Origin of the sequence: Nocardia sp. NPDC004604, from assembly GCF_040609795.1 — a bacterium.
In the GTDB taxonomy this organism is placed as follows: Bacteria; Actinomycetota; Actinomycetes; order Mycobacteriales; family Mycobacteriaceae; genus Nocardia.
In genome coordinates, this window is sequence record NZ_JBEXLC010000018.1 from 13798 (window position 1) to 35423 (window position 21626).

Annotated in this window: 22 protein-coding genes; 14 read left to right on the forward strand and 8 right to left on the reverse strand. The window is 63.7% G+C overall.

The genetic code is table 11. The features are described 5' to 3' along the window. Positions 1 to 497 precede the first annotated feature (497 nt). Positions 498 to 854 (forward strand): peptidase inhibitor family I36 protein, encoded by a 357-nt coding sequence (locus ABZW16_RS09360; protein WP_354953948.1) that lies wholly within the window; start codon positions 498 to 500, stop codon positions 852 to 854. Between the two features lie 457 nt (positions 855 to 1311). Here the strand turns inward: ABZW16_RS09360 and ABZW16_RS09365 are convergent, their stop codons facing one another. The 4 genes from ABZW16_RS09365 to ABZW16_RS09380 all read right to left on the reverse strand — a co-directional run bounded on the left by ABZW16_RS09365 (position 1312) and on the right by ABZW16_RS09380 (position 5877). Next, entirely contained in the window at positions 1312 to 1815 is a 504-nt protein-coding gene (locus ABZW16_RS09365) for a hypothetical protein (protein ID WP_354953950.1), read from the reverse strand. A 716-nt stretch (positions 1816 to 2531) separates the two neighbouring features. Next, positions 2532 to 3164, reverse strand: coding sequence for a hypothetical protein (locus tag ABZW16_RS09370; protein ID WP_354953952.1), 633 nt, complete (start codon positions 3162 to 3164; stop codon positions 2532 to 2534). A gap of 447 nt (positions 3165 to 3611) precedes the next feature. Then, positions 3612 to 5000 (reverse strand): hypothetical protein, encoded by a 1389-nt coding sequence (locus ABZW16_RS09375; protein ID WP_354953954.1) that lies wholly within the window; start codon positions 4998 to 5000, stop codon positions 3612 to 3614. Positions 5001 to 5157: 157 nt separating this feature from the next. Further along, on the reverse strand, positions 5158 to 5877 hold the full coding sequence (locus ABZW16_RS09380) for a class I SAM-dependent methyltransferase (RefSeq protein WP_354953956.1): 720 nt from the start codon (positions 5875 to 5877) through the stop codon (positions 5158 to 5160). 610 nt (positions 5878 to 6487) lie between these two features. On the opposite strand from ABZW16_RS09380, the gene ABZW16_RS09385 reads away from it, so the two are divergent. From ABZW16_RS09385 to ABZW16_RS09400, 4 genes are all read left to right on the forward strand, one after another. Beyond that, positions 6488 to 6976: a MarR family transcriptional regulator gene (locus tag ABZW16_RS09385; RefSeq protein ID WP_354953958.1), complete on the forward strand. Its 489-nt coding sequence runs from the start codon at positions 6488 to 6490 to the stop codon at positions 6974 to 6976. A 53-nt stretch (positions 6977 to 7029) separates the two neighbouring features. Beyond that, positions 7030 to 7422 carry a hypothetical protein gene (locus ABZW16_RS09390; protein ID WP_354953960.1) on the forward strand — a complete coding sequence of 131 codons (393 nt, stop codon included), beginning with the start codon at positions 7030 to 7032 and terminating at the stop codon, positions 7420 to 7422. Positions 7423 to 7531: 109 nt separating this feature from the next. Beyond that, entirely contained in the window at positions 7532 to 8464 is a 933-nt protein-coding gene (locus ABZW16_RS09395; protein ID WP_354954068.1) for a haloalkane dehalogenase, read from the forward strand. 282 nt (positions 8465 to 8746) lie between these two features. Next, entirely contained in the window at positions 8747 to 9181 is a 435-nt protein-coding gene (locus tag ABZW16_RS09400) for a MarR family transcriptional regulator (RefSeq protein ID WP_354953962.1), read from the forward strand. Positions 9182 to 9446: 265 nt separating this feature from the next. On the opposite strand, the gene ABZW16_RS09405 is transcribed toward ABZW16_RS09400, so the two are convergent. The 3 genes from ABZW16_RS09405 to ABZW16_RS09415 all read right to left on the reverse strand — a co-directional run bounded on the left by ABZW16_RS09405 (position 9447) and on the right by ABZW16_RS09415 (position 13625). Next, positions 9447 to 9587 (reverse strand): hypothetical protein, encoded by a 141-nt coding sequence (locus ABZW16_RS09405; RefSeq protein WP_354953963.1) that lies wholly within the window; start codon positions 9585 to 9587, stop codon positions 9447 to 9449. 147 nt (positions 9588 to 9734) lie between these two features. Then, entirely contained in the window at positions 9735 to 10178 is a 444-nt protein-coding gene (locus ABZW16_RS09410) for a nitroreductase/quinone reductase family protein (RefSeq protein WP_354953965.1), read from the reverse strand. A gap of 651 nt (positions 10179 to 10829) precedes the next feature. Next, entirely contained in the window at positions 10830 to 13625 is a 2796-nt protein-coding gene (locus ABZW16_RS09415) for a LuxR C-terminal-related transcriptional regulator (RefSeq protein WP_354953967.1), read from the reverse strand. Between the two features lie 413 nt (positions 13626 to 14038). Here ABZW16_RS09415 and ABZW16_RS09420 point away from each other — a divergent pair, with 413 nt between their 5' ends. From ABZW16_RS09420 to ABZW16_RS09445, 6 genes are all read left to right on the forward strand, one after another. Next, positions 14039 to 14284 carry a hypothetical protein gene (locus tag ABZW16_RS09420; RefSeq protein ID WP_354953968.1) on the forward strand — a complete coding sequence of 82 codons (246 nt, stop codon included), beginning with the start codon at positions 14039 to 14041 and terminating at the stop codon, positions 14282 to 14284. A gap of 78 nt (positions 14285 to 14362) precedes the next feature. Continuing rightward, positions 14363 to 15331, forward strand: coding sequence for an alpha/beta fold hydrolase (locus ABZW16_RS09425; RefSeq protein WP_354953970.1), 969 nt, complete (start codon positions 14363 to 14365; stop codon positions 15329 to 15331). Then, entirely contained in the window at positions 15328 to 16218 is an 891-nt protein-coding gene (locus ABZW16_RS09430) for an alpha/beta hydrolase (protein ID WP_354953972.1), read from the forward strand. Before ABZW16_RS09425 ends, ABZW16_RS09430 begins: the two co-directional genes overlap by 4 nt. Positions 16219 to 16520: 302 nt before the next feature. Continuing rightward, a complete protein-coding gene (locus tag ABZW16_RS09435; RefSeq protein WP_354953974.1) occupies positions 16521 to 17006 on the forward strand; it encodes a DUF1772 domain-containing protein in 486 nt (161 codons plus the stop codon). Between the two features lie 548 nt (positions 17007 to 17554). Beyond that, positions 17555 to 18160, forward strand: a complete 606-nt coding sequence (locus ABZW16_RS09440) for a hemerythrin domain-containing protein (protein WP_354953976.1) — start codon at positions 17555 to 17557, stop codon at positions 18158 to 18160. Between the two features lie 86 nt (positions 18161 to 18246). Next, entirely contained in the window at positions 18247 to 18879 is a 633-nt protein-coding gene (locus tag ABZW16_RS09445; RefSeq protein WP_354953978.1) for an MspA family porin, read from the forward strand. Between the two features lie 674 nt (positions 18880 to 19553). Here the strand turns inward: ABZW16_RS09445 and ABZW16_RS09450 are convergent. Further along, positions 19554 to 20084 (reverse strand): MarR family transcriptional regulator, encoded by a 531-nt coding sequence (locus tag ABZW16_RS09450; RefSeq protein WP_354953980.1) that lies wholly within the window; start codon positions 20082 to 20084, stop codon positions 19554 to 19556. Between the two features lie 395 nt (positions 20085 to 20479). Between ABZW16_RS09450 and ABZW16_RS09455 the strand changes: the two genes are divergently transcribed. From ABZW16_RS09455 to ABZW16_RS09465, 3 genes are all read left to right on the forward strand, one after another. Continuing rightward, positions 20480 to 20887 (forward strand): DUF1772 domain-containing protein, encoded by a 408-nt coding sequence (locus ABZW16_RS09455; protein WP_354953982.1) that lies wholly within the window; start codon positions 20480 to 20482, stop codon positions 20885 to 20887. 23 nt (positions 20888 to 20910) lie between these two features. After that, the gene (locus tag ABZW16_RS09460) at positions 20911 to 21069 is read left to right on the forward strand and encodes a hypothetical protein (RefSeq protein ID WP_354953984.1); all 159 of its coding nucleotides are present in this window, start codon (positions 20911 to 20913) and stop codon (positions 21067 to 21069) included. A gap of 73 nt (positions 21070 to 21142) precedes the next feature. Continuing rightward, positions 21143 to 21511 (forward strand): antibiotic biosynthesis monooxygenase family protein, encoded by a 369-nt coding sequence (locus tag ABZW16_RS09465; protein WP_354953986.1) that lies wholly within the window; start codon positions 21143 to 21145, stop codon positions 21509 to 21511. The last annotated feature ends 115 nt before the right edge of the window (positions 21512 to 21626 follow it).

A 21626-nucleotide genomic window follows, 5' to 3' on the forward strand; every position in this document is an offset into this window, starting at 1 on the left:
CCGGCGGCGCCTATGCCGCCGAGGCTGTCGCACGTCCGGACGCTACCCGGCTACGACCAAGCCGCCCACCCCAATGTCTCGAATAGGTCACGAATTGGTCACGGCGGTGCCTGTGCCGGTACTTGCGGTGCCGGTAAAGGATCGCCGCTGAGGTGCCCAGTTTCCTGAACACTCTGGTTGAGGGGTCGGGGCGCATTTACTCCTCGACCCCCGGGTGCAGGCGGCACAGTCCTCAGGTACACCGCGATGTCTCCCGGGTCTGGGCGCTCGACCCGGAAACCGGCGACTACCTCGAGGTGTCGTACTGGACGTGGTCGCGGCCGGCGATCAGCGTGTGGGAACAAACGAAGCCCCGCAGCAGCCCCGGCCGATGGTGACTCCGCAGAACAATTCGCTCAGTCGCCCAGGGCCGTATGCGGTAGCCTGAGACGGCGGCCAGTTGATGCGAGGACATGGGGAGTGTCCCGGGCTCTGCCGCTCTATGGGAGGGGAATTCCATGCGTGCACGACTGTTGGCACTCGCGGCGATTACGGGTCTGGCCTGCGGGATCGGGGTCAGCGCTGTCCCGGCGTCGGCGGATGCGGATTCGGGGCGCTGCCCTGGCGGTGCATTCTGTTTGTGGTCCGGGGCCGGCTACACCGGCACGATAGCCCAGACGGCGGTGCCGCCTGGTGGGAGAGGAGCCGGCCAGGTAGCGATCAACCCGACCCGGTCAGTGGTGAACAACACCAGCTACGTCCTGGACCTCTACGAAAACCCGGGCGGCGGCGGTCGCCATGCCACCGTTCGGCAGCGGTCGGTACCCGACCTCGGATTCACCGCACGCTGGTTGGTGCTCTGCATTTCCTGCTGAGCCGGCGCGGATGTCGTAGCACGGCCGCACAACACGCGGTGCGGCCGTGGCGGCCAGGGCTCAGGCACAGATCTACGCCACTCTTGAGGTCGCCCACCAGGTCGAGAATGTCGAGACTTCGATGCCCGGCGTGTTCGGATAGGCCGCAGGCACTTGAAACACACCTGCACCGCGAACCCGAGCCAGTTGTAGTCCCGGCGCCGCGCCCCGATCAACCGCCGATTCTCATCATCCAGATAGCAGAGCCGTTCCAGCTTCACCCGGGGCAACCCACCGCAACGCCCCTAGCCGGGCACGCCCTCATCAGTCACGCCGACCTGAAATCATCAGCACAACAACAGGATTCACCCTGTCTGCTTAGTGTGACTGTCGTCCCGATTGTTCCTCAACCCCCGTTCCGGGCCACAACAGGCCGGTCGGCACTGTGTTCAGCTGCCCGAACAGGACCAGTGCTTCCTCAGGGCCGGTAGCCGATAGTCCCGTCGGGTTGGATGCCGGTCTGTTGGCCGTTGGGAAGGCGCACCGGCGTGGTCAATGCCGAGGCCGCTGCGACGAAGTGGGCCTCGAGTGTCTCGACCGGATAATGGTAGGGCCCTTTGCGACTCGCGACGATGTTCCTCTTGCCGCGGACATACCAATCCAGGTAGAGGGCACCGTCGGAGGTCACCGCCCATCGGGGTTCCTTGAAGCCACCGAAGGGATACCAGCCGCCCGCCACTACACATTGGTCGGGAGTCTGCTCGAATGTCGAGTGGTCGATGTAGTCGAGTTCTATACATCGCTGGAACAGCGGAGCGCCGTGCTTGCGGGCGAACGCGAAAAACTCCGCGGCGTGGCGCGTGAACATGCCCATCTCCCGTGCCGCGGCCGCTCGCTTCTCGGCCTGCTGTCGAGCCTCGCGCTGGGCGATCTCCCGCTGTACCCGCGCATGCTCGGCGGCAGCCTTCTCCAGTTCCGACACGAATCCACCCCTCAAAGGCCGACACCGGACCTCACCCTTACATAACACCCTAATCTGCAATGCTAATGAGGCACAATGGAACTCGTGGGGAAAGTGCCGAACTCCGCCCACCGGTACATGTTCCACGCACCCGCGCCACCTTGCGGCACCGTACGGAGCACTGAGAAAGGCTGCCGCGAACCCTCGAACGCGCTCCAGATGCGCTCCAGAGACGGCGCGGTCACGGTTGTGCCAATCTCAGCTCGAAGGCGACCATCGCGCTGACCAGCCATCGGCTCTCGCCCACCGGGACGACCGCGTGGTCGACCACACTGCAATGGGCGGCGACCGCGACCGGCCCGGCTGTCGAACGCGCTACGGCGGCGCGGTGCGCTGTCCGCCGCGATCGCCATGCGCGACACCAACTCCAAACCACCCCAGCGACCTTCAGGCAACGGAACCTCGCACCGGAGGAGGCGGCGGAGGTGTTCGGGGTCTCGCAGCGGACGAAGTGTTCGGATTCTGAAGCATTGAGGACACGCGCGGGTTGCTCCACTTTCGTGACCGAGTCTGAGTTCGATGAGGTCTGGCTGGGGTCAGTATTCAACCGGAGCCGATAATTCGGACTATATGTCGTCCTGTAACCACTTCAGAACGAAGATCGCGGCATCGGCAGACACTGGTTAAGTGTTGACAGCCCAACTAGATTGGGTGGTAAGAATCGGCGCCCGGCCTGGTCAGGCTTCGTACCAGCGGTCGGGGAGCTCGGACAGGGCCCAGCTGCCCTTGAAGTCGGGGTATTCGGCGCGAACTTCGAGATCGAGCATGCGCCAACTCTGGTAGGACTGTGGGGTGTCGGGACCCTTGTAATGGAGGTCGACACCGAGCGGGACGTCGAGAGTTCCGTCGAGCAGGCCGATCAGGAAGTCGACCATGCCCATCGGATAGTCGAACCACTGTTTTCCGTCGTGACTGTCGCGTGTGCGGACCGCAACTGTCCAGCGGTCGGGGTCCGGGTCGGTGCAGCGCCAGTAGAAGTCGTCTGCCGCGTCGTCGCTGCCCCACCTGTGGAGTCCGTCGGCCGGGGGATACACAGCTTGGCGGTCGACGCGGTACTCGACGCCCGCAGGTGGAGGCGACTCGATTCCTATGGTTTCGGAGATCTCGCCGCCGGCGCCGAAGGTTTCGACAAAGGACCGGTAGTCGGAGGGGTAGCGCCAGCCTGTTCGTGCCGCGAGGTCGTCCCAGTCGAAGCGGTCGCCTCCGGAGTCGCTCAGCGGTGGCGGAAATTGGACCTGATATTTACCTTCGACGTCGATGGGTGGCGGCGAGAGAATCTGGGTCAATGCTGCTACGCGAGGATGTGTCATGAGCGGATGCTGTCAGATTCTGGTCCACGTTCGGGATCGACGTATACCCAACAACGGGAGGGTACTGCATGCGCATCTTGTGGTCCCCGCTCGTCTTTGGCTATCCCATGGGAAATCGTGCGTGACAATCCAGGGCCTTCAAGACCCGACAACTACGGGCAGTCGGGGAAACGCTCGCTCATGCCGAGTTGAGCGAGCCGGTACCGCCTGCCAACTACTCCTCGGTGATCCAGTTGCCGTGGAATCCGATCGGCACCCGCCGGGGCAGGCGGACGGCGGCCTCACGGCGCACGTTCCATAGGTGCCAGCGAGCGTTGCGGTCACGGCAGACCACCGGGATTTACGGTCCACGCGAACTCCGGCGACGGTGGCGCCACCGGGGCATGCGTGCCCGCCCATACGGTGGCAATCCTCGAATCACTCGCGCCGAGAACTCTTGGTACAGCTCTATGTAGTTGAACCCTGACGGTCGAGAAATCGTTGTTCGAATTCTGCGATGTAGTCTGCTGGGGCGACCGACGACGAAAGCTCCAGCACCCCGTCATCGGCGACATAGTAGGTCGGCTGCTCGATCGCGTTTTCGCCCGGAGGCGCTGGCACGTACACCATCCATCCGACGTCGAGGCGGTGAGCGACCAGTTCCGGTGGCGGATGGGCCGTGGTGGCCGTGTTCGGTCGCGAAATATGGTCCCGCACTCGGGAAATCGCTTCGCGTTCAGGCATCGGTCTCGGCTCCGTAGAGAGCAGCCCAGCCAAGAAGTATTGGTACCGTGCGCCATCGATATCGAAGCGTCCGTCATCACCGAAGACGTCGATCAGTACTTCACGAGCCACAGCGCCTGCCTCTGCGCTGGTAACCAGCGCAGCGACCGCATCCCGTGGATTGTCCGCTCGGTTGGCGACGAGACCGGTAACGATTTCGATGACCGTGCCTGCGGTCCACACGCCGGGCACGGCCGCCGCGCATTCCGCTGCCGACGGCGATTGCCCGCGGTACCAACGTCCCGCCACCCACCAGTAGCAGAACGACAACAATCCCGAACCTGCCCGGGGGTTCAATACTGGGTCTGCCACCCACTCCGGTGCCCCTGCGTAGAGGTTCGGCATCGGCGCGCCTCCGTTGTAGACCGCATCGAGCGCGGGGGCATTCCACACGCCTCCCGACAACACGGCCCGCTCGCCCGGTAGCAGGCGTAGTGTGGCGCCGCCGCCTGCGGCTCCTTCGAAAACTGCGGTGCCTACCAGCATCCGCGGGCCTCGATCCGACTGGGCGGCAACGAATGCCGCGGCGATCGTCGCCCACCGTGCCCACATCACCGATAACGGCGGAAACTCACTCTCCGCGAGCACCGCCCATATCCGCCCGTCCCGATCGGCGCGGGTCTGCACCGCGGCCTGCTGTGGACTGCGCCGCTGCCTGTCGCCGTGACCGATATATGCGGCGAGCCACACCGGGACGTTGTCTCGCGGGTATGTCTCGAGATCGGCGCGATAAACCTCTGGCGCGAAGGTCTGGTCCTTCGGAAACGGCTGCTCGCCGTAGTCATAGCTGACGTCCATCTGGCCGGAACTGGTCAATGTCACCAGCATCCGCCACCACGGTCCCGCACTAGAAGCGGCCGCTTGCGCACGTAGATCCCGGGCAAGCTCTAACGTCATGTCCGGCGGAGCCGCCGATACCGCTCGCGCGCCATCGGAATACACAGCGAGGGCGAGTTCGTGCATCACGGTGAGCGCGAACACTGCGTCCACCCGCTGCCAGCCGGCCGGCGCATGTGCTGCTAGAGCCCGAGCAAGGGGCTCTGCGGCGGTCAGCTCACTCGCTTTGTCGGCCAACCGTACTCCTCCTGTGAGCGTTGGATGATTCCTGAGATGAGACGCAGGTCGGATGTATCGATGCTGACCGGCGCAGTTGTCGGATTGGTGATGGTCGCCGCCCGTCGGGGCGAATCAGGTGGGGCGTAGGTCTGTTCCGGCTTCGAAGGCTGGATCCTTAGATTCGCTGCGCTTCGAGTACCAATACGGGCAGCAGCATTTCGCCTTTGTCGTTGAAGTCCGGATCGAACTTCGCCCGAGCGAACAGCCTGAATATGTGATCATTGGGCTTCGCTACCTCCAGCCGATCGACCCGCAGTTCGGTGATAGACCAAATCGGCGGGACGAACGTGGCCCGCAGCTCCGTTTCGGAGATGGGGAAGGGGGCGTACGACTGGGCGTGGTCGGTTTCGATAAAACAGAACTGGATCAGCCGACCGCCTGGTGTGATCGCTCGGGCCAGTGCGTCAACGTGCGCCCGCCGCTGCTCCGGATCGAGGCAGTGCAGCAGCGCGCTACTCACTACCGTGTCGAATCGCCCTTCGTAGCGATCCAAGGAAGCGGCATCGGCGACCTCGAATCTCGCAGATACGCCTTGCTCGGCCGCGCGGGCCCGAGCTTGCTCGATCGCGGTGGGCGCCACGTCGAGTCCGGTCACCTGGTAGCCGAGGCCCGCGAGATACACGGCTGTGTCACCTGGACCGCAGCCGATGTCGAGCACCTCGCCGGTGATGCGCCCGGCCCGCTCGAACTCAACCACCAGCGTCTGCGGCCTGCCGATATCCCACGGCGGCCGCTTGACGACGACACCCGGGAACACCTCTTCGCCACGATATAACTGGTCATAGTCGACGTCGGCCGGGGCGATCCGCGATGCTGCTGCGTTGCTGTCGGTCATCTGATTCGAATCCTTTCGGTCGAAGGCACGGGGCATTCTCGGGAGCCGCTCTCGAGCGTCCCCTCGCACCCAACAGTATCAATGCAATACGAGTTAGACATTTTATGAGATGCGTGCACTCCAGAGGGGAAAATGACATGATGGTATCATATGATGTTCGTATGCTACGGATCTCGGATAATCGTGGAGGTTGTGCACGCATGGCTGATAGGTGCGCTCATCGTCGAGGTCGCTGAAGCGGTCGGCCGAGTCGGATCTCGAGCTCGGATGCAAGGCGGCGGCGGAACAGTTCGGGCCGTCGGAAGTGGTGGAAATCGCGGGCCGGCCGAGGGGGGTGACCTTGGCGGCGCGACGGTCAGCGATCATTTCCGGCCGCGGCGGCGTAACGGTCGGCGCGCCATTCTTACTGGCCTCGCAACCCGCTCCGGCGAGCCCTGGCGAAAGGCGCCACCTTCCATTCTATATGAGATGTGAATAATATGAGATAGGTATTTCTTGAGATATAGTCGGGTGTATGAGTACCGATCGGACATGGGGCGACCGGTTCCCTCGGTCGCGCCGGGCGGGGCCACCGCGGCTCGCGGACCCCTCTGTCATCCGAGTACCCCGAATGAGTTCGGTATGGGATCGGGCAGGTGAGCGCCGCCGCCGACGGTTGGCCGTTGTAGTCAAGGATGAATTGCGTGATCTGAATATCCAGCTGTCGCTGTTGAACCGGCGTTTCGGTGGTCAGGTCGAGCTGAGGGAGATCGATTGGACGTGTCTGGACTTGATCAATCGACACGGTCCGCTGAGTCCGTCGGAACTGGCTCGGTGGGTCGGGGTACATCCTGCGACGTTGACCGGAGTCTTGGGCCGATTACAGAAGGGCGGGTGGATCGTGCGTGAGCGTGATCCCGAATCGTCCGACAAGCGTGCGGTGACCGTGCATGCGGTGCATGAGCGTAATTCGATGCTGTTCGAGGCGTTCGCGGGCATGGGCAAGCGCATGGACGAGCTATGCGATCGGTACTCCGAGGCCGAACTCGAAGTGATCGCCGATTTCTTGCGTAGGACCGGCACTGCGGGGTTCGAATCGGCTGAAGAGCTGGCTGAATAGTGAAGCTTTCCACGTCTGGCTCTGCTCGCGGCGTGGCTACTTGATTTGTCCAAGTGAATATCCAGGTGGTGATTGTTTTCGTGTCGAACGAACTATTGTGGCAACCGATCGAGCTCGGCAAGATCGCGTTGGAGCATCGCTTGGCGATGGCGCCGATGACACGGAGTCGTGAAACCGGTGTCGAACCGATCGGTACCGGGCTCCTTGGTTACCCCTGCGCCCGCCGCCATGATCACGCAGCCGCCATTCGTGCCCAGGTAATGCCAAGCCACACATTCGGCACCGCCGCTGGCGAACCGCACTTTCACCCGTCCCGCATCCTTGCTCATGCCAACCTGCAACTGGACCAGGTCCGTTCTCGAACATGGACCCTGCCGGTCCCGCTTGCCGTCCAACCGGCCACGGGCCAACACTTGACGACCGCAAGCCTCATTCGCACTATATGAAATACATATAATATGATAGAAATATTATAGATCATGGGGTCTTAGCCGTGCGAGAGTGAGGAGCCTGACGATGGCCAAGGCAATAGTTCGCGTGGGTGCTGCACAGACGATGTCGGTGTTGCGCACGCCGGAAGAGCGGTTCGAATGCTTGCCCGCGTATCCGTTTGCGCCGCACTACACCGACATCGACGCTGGTGATGGCGTCGGCACGCGGCTGCGGGTGCACTATCTCGATGAACGCCCTGTCGACCCGGCGCAAGAGTCTGGGGAGACCATCCTGCTGCTACACGGAGAGCCGTCGTGGAGCTTCCTGTACCGGCACGTGATACCGCCGTTGGTCAGCGCCGGGCATCGCTGCGTAGCGCCTGATCTCGTCGGGTTCGGCAAGTCGGACAAGCCTACCGACCGTTTCGTGTACACGTATCAGAGTCACGTCGACTGGCTGTCGCAAACGGTATTCGATCGCCTCGACCTTCATAACATCACGATGGTGTGTCAGGACTGGGGTGGTCTGCTGGGGCTGCGCTTGTTGGCGGAGCATCGAGACCGGTTTCGTCGCGTGATTGCGACGAACACGTCGTTCCCTACCGGCGACGAGGATCTCGGAGGCTCCTTTGCTCTGTGGCTGCAGCTCAGTCAGCGTGCGAATCCCTTCGACATCGGCCAGGTCGTCGACCGGGGCACCGTGACCGATCTCGATCCTGCGGTGCTGGCGGCGTACAACGCACCGTTTCCCGATGAGTCGTATCTGGCGGGTGCTCGCCAATTTCCCCTACTGGTGCCCATCGCGCCGTTCGATGACGCGGCAGCGGCGAACCGCCAGGCGTGGGACATGCTCGGGACACTGCAGATCCCGTTCTTGTGCGCGTTCAGCGACAAGGATTACGGGGTCGGCGGTGGTGCCCGGGTGTTTCGTGAGCACGTTCCGGGCGCGGCCGGGCAACCGCACGTGACAATCGCCAACGCCGGTCACTTTGTGCAGGAAGATCAGGGGGCGGCTCTAGCCGTCATCGTCGACGAATTCATTCGATCGATGCGCTGAACTGGTCGCGGATGTGCCGTCGCGGCCGTGGCGGAAACCGCCCGCCGAACGAGTCGTTGGGTGGTGACAGGCGGCGCGGGCACATCGAATTGCGGTCTTGAACGTCAGCCGGTCTGATGATGCGAATTCGATCGCCGTTCGGTCGGGTCTGCGCGCCGTTTCTATGTTTGCGCCAGGTCTGCGTATGATATGTAAGCCGTATAAACGTGGGCGAGGTGGCGCAAGATGAGTTCAGTAGCAGGTCGTGCTCCGACGCGGAGTAAGCGGAGGCTGACGGCCGACGTGCGGGAAGCGTTGCGTGACTTGAATATTCAGTTGTCGCTGCTCAATCGGAGGTTCGGTGGCCGGGTTGAGGTCAAGGATGTCGATTGGACGTGCCTGGATCTGATCAACCGATATGGCCCGCTGTCGCCGACGGCGCTGGCACGTCGTGCCGGGTTGCATCCTGCGACGATGACGGGGATCTTGGATCGGTTACAGAAGGGTGGGTGGATCGTGCGCGAGCGTGATCCCGAGTCCTCGGATCGTCGTGCGGTCACGTTGCGTGCTGTGCGTGAACGGAATGCCGAATTGTTCGAGTTGTTCTCCGGGATGAACAACCGCATGGATAAATTATGTGCTCGTTATTCGGTGGCTGAACTCGAAGTGATCGCAGACTTCCTGCAGCGGACCGGCGCAGCGGGGCACGAGGCAGCGGAGGAGTTGGCTGAAGGCTGAGCGCAGAGGGTAATAGCACTGCGGACGCCGCTGCGACGCGCTGAAGGGCGTGTTGTGGCGGATTGTTTCGGCTGGTGCCCCTTCCCGGCCGTTCGGTCGTACCTCTGGTCAGCCGCGAACAGCGGAGATGCGCTTGCCTCGAGTCGGTAGCTGAAACGCCGCCGGTTGAAGTCTCAGTATCGCGGTGGATAGGCCACTACATGGCGGGGCCGGCCGCGGCGCGTTAACGTCGACTCGGCGTGCAGTCCAGGACTCCGTTCTTGTGTCAACGTGTGCAGTCCAGGGGGTGGTGGCGTGGACCGGCGCGGCGCCCTAGTGCCTCGTTCCAGGCCAGGTGCTCGACCTCGACGACCACCCGTCCGCCGTCGGCCGGGTGGTCTGTGTCGACGAGTTCGGTCCGCTGCATCTGCAGCCCCGCCCGGGCCGCGGCTGGTTCCCGAAGCGGCGGCCGCCCCGGCTGCGGGCGACCTACCACCGCACCCAGGGCGTGCGGCACACGGCGGCCGGGTCTATGGCACTCCGGCAAGTGGTAGAGGTGTTCGCTAGTGTTCGATCAGGCATACTCGACTCGGAACACTGCGATCCGATCTGCCGCGGCGGCCACTCCGTCCGGAGTGGATGTATTGGCCAACCCGGTGGTTACGAAGCGCTTGCCGACGCTCTTCGGGCTCGTCGCAACCAGTTCACGCAGCAGGGGTTGGCGTTGTGCAACTGGAATCTCGACAAGGCGAGCCGTCGAGGACTTTCGTCCTCGTCTCAGCGTGACAGTGTCTGCGGCCCGCGCGTTGGCCACCCATGCGGCCTTGGGAAACGCCTGGAATATGTACTGGCCGCCGTCCAGTTTGTTCACGGCGATCGGAAAGGTGCGCAGCTGCCCGCTCCGTCTGCCCTTGACGGTGAGCAGCTGCATAGGCCCGAAAGCGACACCTGCCCGCTGTAGCCCGACGATGATCTTGTTGAAGGTGTTGGTCGTACGGCGGTAGCTATCTGCACTCATGTCATCGACCTTACCCGATAAAATACGACGACCATATAATCTAGAACACATATCGAACTCGTTGGCGGACAACTAACCTCGCGTCCAGCCTGCGGCGGCGGTTATGAGCGTGGAACGCCTGCCATGCCCGGGTGGCGCCGAACTGGGCATTGAAACGTAGCTTTTCAGCATGCAGCGGTAGACCAGCGATCTGTGCGCAGGTCTCACGTGGCGATGTCGACGGCCGATGGGGCGGGTAAGGCCTCGCCACGTTGGAGCCGATGCGTCTTGTGCCACAGGCGATTCGAGAGGCGGCTGACCACCGCGATCTGGCACAACGACCGGATCGGACAGCCCACCATACGATCACTGATCCCTTGGAATCAATCGCCTGCACTGCCCAACAAGACGAGGCGGCGATCGAGAAAGTTTCCGTTGGCAACCCCCCGGTTTCAGGGATCCCGTGAGCCATGGAGGCACCGCCATGACGATGTGTCCGACCAGGCATGGCAAGTCGATCGGGCCAACCTGGTCGATATCACATTCCGGATGTTGGGCGACATCGGCGATGCCGAGGACGTCTTGCAGGATGCGAACCAGACGTTGGGTTGGAAGCGAAAGTCGCAGGCCCGCACTTCCATTGAGCTGCCTCGGTGTAGATGGGGCGCTGCTCTAGCGAATCAAACCCAGTTGCCGTGCCCGGGCGACAGCCTCGGTGCGGTTGACGGCGCCGAGCTTGCCGAAGATGTGGGTTAGGTGTTTCTTGACGGTGTCGACACTGACTACCAATTCGTCGGCGATCCGCCGGTTCGATCTGCCTGCGACCAGCAGGCCCAGTACTTCGCGCTCGCGGGCGGTCAGTTGCTCGACCAGGCCCGGCACCATTGCCGCGGTACTCGACCCGGAACCTTGGACGCCGTGTTGGGTGAGCGCTTGCAACACCCGGGCCAGGTATCCGAGGGGCACGCCGCGGGCGGCGTGTTCCGCCTGCTGGGCTGCGATCAGTCGGCGGAGTAGGACGCCCATGGGGGCACCCTCGTCGGCGAAAACCCGAACATAGCCTTGCGGGCAGGCGAGTGTGAGCGCATTGGCCAGCGCGTCGACAGCGTTGTTCTCCGCACCGCAAGCGGCGAGGGCCAGCGCCTGTAGCGCCTGGATCTCGATGATGCTCCCCACACGGCCTCGGGTGGCCGCCGCCGCGAGCATTTTCTCCAAGAGTGCAAGTGCCGGGCCGGGCAAGTCTTGTGCGAGCAGCAACCGGGCCAGCACGAGATACTCGGGCTCCCGGGAATAGTCCGGCTCGTCCTCCGCGCTCAGGTCGCGTTCCTTCGTCCACTGGGCCGCCGTGACGATGTCGCCGTGTGCGAGGTGCAACCGCGCCCATTGCGCTGGAACAGAGTTGATCAGGTCGGCCATGGCTGTATCCGATGTGAGCTGCTCGGCCTCGCCGATCGCTTCCATGGCCCCGGCCGGATCACCCTTGGCCTGCCGAATCCACGCCAGCGTCGCCAGCCCCGCGGCCAGCGGCTGAGTGTAGGTTAGCTGCCGGCAGTGTGCGATGCCCTCTGTTACGTCGCGGAGGGCGGCATCAAGCTCGCCTCGCTGGTAGGCCACCTCCGCCATGCCCACGTATCCCATGCCAGCAGTCGATAGAGTCGGCACACCGCGTGGTGCGGTGATCTCGAGTGCCTGCTGGTACGCGCCGAGTGCTGCGTCCAGGCGACCTCGAGCGCGCTGCACCTGGCCGAGGTGGTAGTAACCTCGAACAGCCAGGGAACGCTCGTCCGCCCCCTGCCACTGGGCGATGCTCGAGGTGAAAGCCTGCTCGGCTTCTTCGAGCCTGCCGCGCAGCCATTCGGCCAAGCCCAGTTGCCACCAGGTTACGGACTCCAGCATCCATTCGTCCTCGCCGAGTTCGGCAAGTGCCCGTGTGGCGAGCACGGCCGTTCCCTCGGCATCGCCATGCGAATAGGCGAGCCAGGCACGAGCGAGTGCGATCGCTGCGGGGACGTTCGCCAGCCAGCTCGCGGCCCTGCCGACCGACGGCTCGAACGGCTCTTCACCAGCGTCTGCAGACGTCCGCTGAGCAGCGTCGAGCCGCGGCCCAGCCGCTTCCATGTTGCTACCCACGAGCGCCATCCACGCCTGAGCCAGGCACAGGCGGGGCCGTGACCGGATGAGCTCGGCAGGCAGTTCGGATAGCCAACGATGCACCGTTGCCTGCTCGCCCTGACGGAAGATCCCGTCAAAGTATCGTTCGATCATCCGCGCAGCCCAGGCTGTGTCGTCCGCACGTAATGCGTGGTGTACGGCCTCGTCGGCGAGCTCATGCGCTTCGCACCAGGCTGCCGCCTTTCGGTGCAGTGCCGAGGCCTGTCCGGGCTGTTCGTGCTGCAATTGGGCGCGGAGTAGCTCGGCAAACAGATGGTGATAGCGCCACCAGCCACGTACCTCATCCAGCGGCACGAGGAACAGGCCGGCCAGCTCGATCCCTTCCAGCATCTCCTGGCCGTCCGCCCGGCCGGTGACGGCATCGCAGAGCTCCCCGCTGAGGCGCTCGAGCACTGAGGTCTCCAGCAGGAACCCGCGCACCTGCTCGCTCAGTTGCTCGAGTACCTCCCCGGCCAGGTAGTCCAGGATATAGCGGTGGCTGCCGCTGAACGCCGCTGCGAACTGTGCGGGATTCGCCTGGCTTCGCAGCGAGAGGCCGGCCAACTGCAGGCCGGCTGCCCATCCCTCGGTGCGGGCGGTAAGCATCGTTACTGCCGCGTCGGGCAAGCCGCCGCCAGTCGCTCCACGCAGCAGCGCCGCCGCTTCGTCCGGTGCGAAGCGGAGTTCGTCGGCGCGCAGCTCAGCCAGCTGACCCCGCGCCCGCAACCGTGCTAGCGGCAGCGGCGGGTCGGACCGGCTGGCCAGCACCGGCCGCAGACCTGTCGGCAGGTGCTCCAGCAGAAACGTCAGCGTGGCGTGAACCGGCTGTGCATCAATCAGGTGGTAGTCGTCGAGGACCAGCAGCACCTCATACTCACCGGACCGGGCGTCCAGCTCATTGATCAGCGCGGTCACCAGTCCAGCGAACGAGGTTGGGGCAGGTGGGCCCAGCAGCGGGCCGACCTGCTCGCCGATTCCCGGGCGCGCCCGATCGAGCGCCGCAACCACGTGCCGCCAAAACCGCGTCGGGTCATTGTCTGCGGCATCAAGCGACAGCCAGGCAACCGGCCGTCGGCCACTTCGAGCCCATTCGGCCAGCAAGCCGGTCTTGCCGAACCCTGCTGGGGCGCAGACCAGAACCAGCCCCTGCTCCAGATCTCCGTCGAGCCCACCGACGAGCCGCGGGCGGGGCACGAAGCCCGGCCGTAGCCCAGGCACACGCAATTTGGTGGCTAGCAGCGCATCCTGCTCGGACATGACACCTCGTAACGGGTAAGCCGCGGACGGCTCAGCCATCGGCAACCTGCCGCTCAGCACGTCCAGCTGATTAGCTCGGTTGCTGGCTGGGCCGATTGTAATGGCGAGCCAACCAGGCGCTCCCGCTGTGGGACCGCCCGGCATGTGCGGCAACCAGAGAATGCTGCGCCTGCCCTGGCACCACTTTCGGGTCGGACGCGTCTTCGAAGATTCCACCTGCAAATCCACCTTTGGGTGACGCGCCGGCCCCGGGGGCGTTCGTAGCGTATCGGTGACGGAAATGCCCATCAGCAGGAGGAATCTGCAATGGATGCGCTCAGGCTCGACCAGTACACGACCTGTCCCGCAGGCGCCGGGGAAGCGTTCCCTGCGCGTAACGCCTTGCCCCTTGCCCTGGCCGCCGCCCTCGGGCTCCTCGAACGGCAGCGCCGATGCGGCCGGGCGCTGGTTCTCCGCCAGGACCGTGAGCGGGTGTGACGGGCTCGAGATGGCCGGCGCATTACGAGATCCGCGTCGATGGCGTCCTCGACGACCGGTGGGCCGACTGGTTCGGCGGACTGCAGGTCAACGGCGAGGACACTCAGACGGCCATCTTTGGCCTGATTGCTGATCAACCCGCGTTGCACGGTGTTCTGACCAAAGTCCGCGACCTCGGACTATGTCTGGTCTCGGTGCGTCGGCTGAGCTCCGACGAAACCAGGGATGGAACGTGGCAATGAGACGCAACCGGCATTCGGAAGCCGGAAACCACGACCCGATTCCTTCACCCACATCCCCACAGAAAAGGACAGCCCCAAATGACCGAACAAGACACATCCGAGTCCGTCGAACGGGAGAAGGTTCGATTCGTCAGCGGCGACACTGCATGTGCCGCTTGGCATTATCGGGGAACCAACGGCGCTTGCGTGATCATGGCAGGCGGGTTCGGGGTACCCAAGGAGCCGGCCACCGACCAGTTCGCGAAGCGATTCAACGATGCGGGGTTTGCGGTCCTCGCCTTCGACTACCGCCGCGTCGGTGAGAGCGATGGGCAGCCGCGCCTCGCCTTTTCGGCCAGAAACCAGCTCGACGATTGGCAGGCCGCGATCGACTTCGCCCGGACTCTGCCGGGAGTCGATCCGACCAAACTCGCAATCTGGGGGTTCTCCGCCACCGGCGGTCACATCTTCCGGGTCGCGGCGCGCAACCCGCAGCTCGGCGCGGCGATCGCACAGACACCGAACCCCGACGGTCCGGCCCTGAGCCGCAACGCCATGCGCCACCAGAAGCCACTGGCGATGCTGCGTTTCACCGGCCTGGGTGTGCTCGATGCTCTCGGTAGTCTCGTGGGGCGTCCGCCGCGATTGGTGCCGCTCGTCGGAGAGCCCGGGACCGTCGCGATGCTCACGACGCCGGACGGAATCGACACCGGACTCGCACTGCGTTCGCACATGTACCCCGACTGGCAGCAGATGATCGCTGCCCGTACCGCGCTTCGCTTCACTCTCTATCAGCCCGGCCGCGCCGCGTCCCAGGTGCAGTCGCCGCTACTTGTCATGGTCTGTGACCACGATCAGACGTCGCTCGTCAAGCCATCCGTGAAGGCGGCGAGCCGCGCTCCACGCGGGGAGGTCGTGGAAATATCCGGTCCCCACTACGCCCCGTTCTTGGATGAGCACGAGCAGGCCGTCGAAGCGCAGCTATCGTTCCTGCGCCGGCACCTGTTCGATCATCCGGCAGCGGATCACTCCGGCGTCCCCCGTACCTCGCGGAAGCGGACGGTATGAAGCAGATCGAGCTGTCCGCGGGGACTATCGACTACCAAGACACCGGCGGTGACGGTCCCACGATTGTGCTGCTGCACGGATTGATGATGGACGCTTCGCTGTGGGACGGACCAATTGCCGAACTGTCCGTCGACCACCGATGCGTGGCGCCGACATTGCCGCTCGGCGCGCATCGGCACGGGATGCACGCCGACGCCGATCTGTCTTTGCCCGCGATAGCCCAGCTGGTCGCGGAATTCCTCGACCGCCTCGACCTGTATGACGTGACCCTCGTCGGCAATGACACCGGCGGCGCGCTTGTCCAACTACTCATGGCCGATGGCACGGCACTCGCGCGACAACGCGTGGGTCGGGTCGTACTCGTCTCGTGCGAGGCGTTCGACAACTTCCCTCCCGGGCTGACCGGCAAGCTGCTCATGCTCACCGGCAAGCTCTCGCCAGCGTTGTTCGGGCTGTTCATGCAGCAAATGCGGTTCCGGGTGCTGCGGCACAGCCCGCTCGCGTTCGGGTGGCTGACCAAACGCGGAGACGCAACGGTCGCCGGTTGGATGGAGCCGACCTTGACCCAGCCGGAGATCCGTCGCGACGCAGTGCGAATGCTGCGAGCGGCGGCGGCAGATACGGGCTTCTTGCTCGCCTCGGCCGAGTGTCTGCCGAGCTTCGATCGCCCCGCCCTCGTGGTTTGGGCGGCCGACGACCGTGTAATGCCACCCGAACATGGCAGGCGCCTCGTCGAATTCCTCCCGCGGGCACAGTTGATCGAGATAGCAGATAGTTACACGCTCATCCCACTCGACCAACCAGCGAGACTCGCCCGGGTCATCCGGGAGTTCGCTGACCCCTCCCGCACAACCGAGCCGCCGCGCGGAACATCCCGGTCAGCGTGACTCGCCGTGCATGCGGTGTTTCGGGGGATTCACTGGTTCGACGTGGGTGAGTATCCCGATCTCATTGGGGCACAACGGTTTGAGCCTAGTGGGTGAGCGAAACAGTCATGGGCCGAGCTCCGTCGTGATGCGGCAATGGCGGCAGAGGTGATGACGCTGGTTCGCCGTGAACGTGTCGTCGACGCCGAGGCCCGACCGAGTTCCATTTGCCACGGGGCATGCTACCGGATACATATAATATTGAATTCACATTATTTGACCGACTCTCCCGCATCGGTTGCCCAGTAAGGAGTATCAGCGTCATGGGTCCTGCCGCCAAGGTTGCTCGGTTCGCCGGGCCAGTGTTCACCGGTCTCTATGCGGGCTCTCTGCTCACCCTGCTGGTCCTCGAATTGGAGCTGCGGCGCTTCGACGGCTCGGTGTACACGCAGGTAGCGCAGATCAATCTCATTGGGATCCCGTGGCTTTCCGGTGCAACGTTGATTCCCGCGATGCTGTGCGCGGCGCTGTCGGTGGTCGTCACGATCCGGCGGCCGGGGGCGGCCAAGTGGTGGGCGCTGTCCGCGTTGATGCTGTTGTTGACCGTGTTCGTTATCTCCTCGGCGATCAACGTTCAGATCACCGCCGCGGAAGGTCGGTGGACCGTCGGGGCGCCGCCAGCGGACTGGGCTGTTCAACGAGATCACTGGCAGGTCGCGCATGCGATCCGCACCATCGCCGCCACCGTCGCATTCGTATGTCTGAATGTACTCGCGGTCTCGGGCCGTCGACAAACCGGTAAGGCCTGACCCCGCCATGCCCATATTGGAGGCGCGACATCCGTACATGCGGCTCCTATGTCTGGAATGTGTAGAGGCGAACGGTTCTTGGATGGTGGCGTCCGATTCGCCCTTGTAGTGCCGTCGTTGTGTCGTCATGTCCTCGGTTCGGACCCGCACCACGTGCCGACTAAACCCGGCGATCGATGCCGCAACGGCAGAGTAGGGCCGGAATTTGCAGCGGGGGCACCTGTTGGTCTGCTCGCGAAGTGGCAAGCATCACTCGATATGATACGTATGCCATATAGTATCTGTTTCAAAATAATTGATATGATTCTCGTGTCTTACGGTTCCCTGCGGTGACTCGTGTGAGCGATTCACCGGGCGGAGGAGGTCACGATGAATCGTTGCCATCCCAGTGGCCGGACAATCGGCCGCTCAGGTGCGTCCATGCTGCTGGATCCGGCGTCGCCATGTCGGCGGTAACCCGAATTCGAACGGCGACCTGACCCATGGGCGTTCGTCCCGTCGGAGCCGAAGAGAGACGCATCTGTCCTGTCGTACTCGAAAGGTCTGTTATGCCTATTGATTTCGCCGTCATGTACGCGACGCACGATGCCTTCCGCCGCGACCTGAGCCGACTGGCCGCGGCCGCGGAGTCCGGTCTCGCCGACTCGCCTGGTGTCCGCGCCGGATGGGCGAATTTCAACCGTCAACTGCATGTTCATCACAGCGTCGAGGACGCCGCGCTATGGCCGCGCGTACTCGACGCGCTGCCCGGTCGCCCGCACGACCGGGCACTGATGGCGGAGATGCAAGCCGAGCACGCGGCGCTGGACCCAGCCCTGGCCGCCGTCGAGAAGGGGATGCGCCGACAGTCCGCCGATCTGCCGGAGAGCATCCACAAGCTGACGGAGATTCTGAGCCAGCACATGGCACACGAGGAAAGCAGTGCATTGCCACTCATCCAGGAAGTCTTGACTCCGAAGGACTGGGATGCGTTCCGAGGCGCAATGGCCCGAAAACAGGGTCCATCGGGTGCCGCGGTCTATATCCCCTGGGTTCTCGATGACACAACGCCGGAACAGCGGCGTCGTTTCCTGGCCGCGATGCCCGGTCCGGTCGCCCTGATCAACCAGTTGCTGTGGGAACGCCGCTATCGCAACCAGCGATGGTGGCACTGATCTGGGATAGCCATGCACCTGACGGAAGACATTGGTTCCACGTAGGTCGGCGTTGAGTCGCCTACAGAAGTTACGGAAGGACATTGATGAAGGGCTCGATTGCAGCGTTGCTGTCTGTATCGGTCGCCACGATATTCGGCACTTGCGCCACTGCTTCGGCGGATCCGATCGCGGACAAATCTCGCGCTGTCGGCACCGTGGACGGCTGGGAACTGCAGATCACGAAAGTTGCGGAAAGTGTTGACAGGCAGCCGAATCTGGCTGATTCGCCGTTTACGCACGAGGGCTTCGTCAGCCTAACGGCGGCCGCTGATATCACCGGAACCGGGCGAACAGCGGTGAACTCCGGGACAGTACAGTTGGGGTATCAGTTGGGCTGTCAGGCCGACGTCACCAACGGCCTCACTGCCGGACTGGCCGCCATGGCAGGGCCGAATGTGATGGTGACGGTCGCGCCCGCGCCAGGAGTCGCGGTCGGTGCCGGCGCACAGCTCATGCCGAGTTTGGCAGTGAACATCAAGCCCGGCACCATCACCTCGATTCCGCTCGGCACGAAGATGCTTGCTGGAGCGCACGGCTCGATATCTATCGATCAGGTAGAAATCAAGATCGACGGATGCCTCGGTCAGGTCAGTCTGCGTTCCTTCGCGATCGTAACGATATCCACAGCTACTGCCGATAATTCGACAGCCGTTTACGGGGACCCGACGTGGTTGTGACGCGCACTCCGCGATGCTGGCAGGGCTGGATCCTGGCCTGGTGCGTTTCGGCATCGATGGTAACCGCGGCGGCGTCCGGACACGCAGCCCCGATTGTTCCCGCGCCCCCGAACGCGACATGTGAGACCTCGGACTCGGCTAACAGATGCGACGCTCCTGTCCCGGCCGCCCATCAGGGTGATCAGGCCCCACGGTTGGATCCTGCACCTGTTCCGCCCCCGATCGTGCCAGCGCCGGGGCCTGGCATTCCGGCCAGCCCGCCTGCCGCAGCACTGGTTCCGCTGTCACCTGGACCCGGTGGCGACGTGCCGATCGTCCCGGCAAACGATTCCTAATCGGGATGCCAAGTGCTTCGTGGCTGCTTTGTCCGGACTCAGGCGGCGATCGGCAACGGCCTTCAGTCGATTCAGTGTCCGCGCGTCAACATGCGCCGACGACGCCAACTGCATTGATCCACTCGGTACGACCGGCTCCGGCACCACTCGCCCGCTAACTCTCCCGCCCGGCCCGGATCGAGCCGAGTAGGTCGAGGCGAATGCGGCTGGCGACCTTCGTCAGCCAGCAGCAGCGTAACCAGGCTGCGGGTCGCACCAGACTTCGCGATCAGGACCGTCTGCGTGAGGACCTGCTGTCGGGAGTTCCGCGGTTGGCATCAGTCGTTACTTCCTCGAGTGTCACGGTGTCGGCCGGTCGTTACCTGTTGGACCGGCGTGTTCGGCTGATGTGGTGCGGGCCGTGTGTTGTCTGCGCTGCAGACCGGGATGTACACCGGGAGGCAACCCGGCGTGTGTGGAGACGAGGCGCAGCAGTCGCTTGAGCTGGGTCCGGTCGGCCTCGTCGAGCGGGGCCAGAATTTCGTCCTCGATCGCATTGGCCTCGACCTCGGCGGCTGCGAGCAGCGTGCGTGCGCGATCGGACAGATGGATCGCGTGCGCGCGGCGGTCGGCCGGGTGTGGTCGGCGCTGGACCAATCCCCGTTCTTCCAATTCATCGACGAGCCCGACCATGGCGTTGCGGTGAACATGCAGAAGGTCGGCGAGTTCCTGCTGGCTGCGCCCGTCGGCGGCGGCGAGATGGTTGAGGATCCCGAAGTGTGCTGGGTCGAGTCCGAGCGGGGCAAGCCGCGTCGTGAACCTGCGCGAGACGTGATGGCCGATCTGGGACAGCAGGAACACCCCTCGATCGTCCAACCTCTGATTCGGCACGCATCAACAGTAGCAAGCTAGTCATATTGTCATATAAGATGACAATAACCCACCCCTTGCGCGCGATGCGATGGCTCGCATCGAACGGCCTGCTCGCTTGCGGTGCTGTGGACGAACAGGATTCGCGCACGACATAAGCGATGGTGAGCCAGGCCGCACGCGGTGCCGCCAGGAACGATTTCGTTAAATGTTACGGAAATCATATGGTACGTAGCAGATCTCATATCTAATATGTATGTCGTATATTACGAAATGCAAAGAATGGAGAGATCATGCTAGCCGCTGAGAAGCAGCAGCGTGAACCACCGCTGGCCCGGATTGCCCGACTGATCGGCCTGCTGTTCAGTGGTGTTTTCGCCGGGTTCCTCACTACGGTTCTCGTTTTAGAACTTTCGATGCGCGATCAGGTCGGTTCGGTATACGCGCAGGTCCGGCAAATCGAGCTGATCGGCTTGGATGTACTCGCCACGGTGACGCTGCTTCCCGCTCTGCTTGCGACCGCGATTCTCGTCGTGGCGACCTTCCGGAAGAAGGGCGCCGCGCGCTGGCTACCGTCTATCGCGTTGGTCCTGTTCGTCGGAGTTCTGATCCTGACGATTGTCGTCAACCTGCCGATCAACGCCGATCAGCGCGACTGGATCGTCTCGATGCCGCCGCCGGATTGGGCGACAGTGCGTGATCGCTGGCAGGTCTCGCACGCTGTACGCACCGTCGCAGCCGTGATTGCCTTCTGCTGTCTGAGTGCCGCTGCGCTTGATCGTCGCCAGTCGTCAGTGGATCGGGTAGCGGCGGACATGGAATGACGGTCGCTACGGCTTGATTACCGTTGCGGGGTTTCGTCCGCGGCCTCGGTAACGCGGGCCGCGCGCCGCCGTCGCTGGAATCCGGCCACGCCTTCAGTGGCGCCGTCGACGAGGCCGGGATATACCGGGAGGCTGCAGCGCTGCACCAGATGGCCGACCAGGGGTGGCGGGAACTGACTTGACCATCCAATGGCTGGCTGATTCCGCGCGCCATCGCAGTAGCAAACTAACAGGATTGTCATATAGCATGACAATATGACGCTTCCTACCGGCCACACGGCCTCCGGCACCGAACAGCCCGTGACACTCATCAACGCGTTCTCCGTGCCCATGTCGCAGAAGGATCGCTTCCTGAGCCGTTGGAAGGACAACGCTCGGTGTATGGCGTCGGCACCGGGATTCATTCGCGCCCGAATGCTCCAGGCGGTGAGTGGCAACGCCGAGCTGACGTTCATCAATGTCGCGGAATGGGCGAGCGGCACGGCACTGGATGCGGCGCGAACCGATCCGGAGTGGCAGCAATCGATCCAGCGGATGAACAACGACCCCGAACTCGACGTCACCGCGCGACCGATGGTGTACCGAACCGCGATCGACGTAGCGCCCGGCGACACGCTTCCCTGACGCGGCAGCCCTTCTTTCGCCGAGAGGGTCCGTGATTTGTATGGACCCGGAGAAGGCGGGCAGGCTTCGCGGACCCACGTGGCGACCTCGAGGCCTACCGACAACTCGGCCTGAA

Coding starts and splice junctions, on each gene's coding strand:
- ABZW16_RS09380 (WP_354953956.1), bottom strand. CDS start 5,877: ATGACCGACAGCAACGCAGCAGCATCGCGGATCGCCCCGGCCGACGTC.
- ABZW16_RS09360 (WP_354953948.1), top strand. CDS start 498: ATGCGTGCACGACTGTTGGCACTCGCGGCGATTACGGGTCTGGCCTGC.
- ABZW16_RS09455 (WP_354953982.1), top strand. CDS start 20,480: ATGCGCGATCAGGTCGGTTCGGTATACGCGCAGGTCCGGCAAATCGAG.
- ABZW16_RS09405 (WP_354953963.1), bottom strand. CDS start 9,587: ATGCAGCGGACCGAACTCGTCGACACAGACCACCCGGCCGACGGCGGA.
- ABZW16_RS09425 (WP_354953970.1), top strand. CDS start 14,363: ATGACCGAACAAGACACATCCGAGTCCGTCGAACGGGAGAAGGTTCGA.
- ABZW16_RS09385 (WP_354953958.1), top strand. CDS start 6,488: ATGAGTTCGGTATGGGATCGGGCAGGTGAGCGCCGCCGCCGACGGTTG.
- ABZW16_RS09440 (WP_354953976.1), top strand. CDS start 17,555: ATGCCTATTGATTTCGCCGTCATGTACGCGACGCACGATGCCTTCCGC.
- ABZW16_RS09430 (WP_354953972.1), top strand. CDS start 15,328: ATGAAGCAGATCGAGCTGTCCGCGGGGACTATCGACTACCAAGACACC.
- ABZW16_RS09445 (WP_354953978.1), top strand. CDS start 18,247: ATGAAGGGCTCGATTGCAGCGTTGCTGTCTGTATCGGTCGCCACGATA.
- ABZW16_RS09395 (WP_354954068.1), top strand. CDS start 7,532: ATGTCGGTGTTGCGCACGCCGGAAGAGCGGTTCGAATGCTTGCCCGCG.
- ABZW16_RS09465 (WP_354953986.1), top strand. CDS start 21,143: ATGACGCTTCCTACCGGCCACACGGCCTCCGGCACCGAACAGCCCGTG.
- ABZW16_RS09435 (WP_354953974.1), top strand. CDS start 16,521: ATGGGTCCTGCCGCCAAGGTTGCTCGGTTCGCCGGGCCAGTGTTCACC.
- ABZW16_RS09370 (WP_354953952.1), bottom strand. CDS start 3,164: ATGACACATCCTCGCGTAGCAGCATTGACCCAGATTCTCTCGCCGCCA.
- ABZW16_RS09410 (WP_354953965.1), bottom strand. CDS start 10,178: ATGAGTGCAGATAGCTACCGCCGTACGACCAACACCTTCAACAAGATC.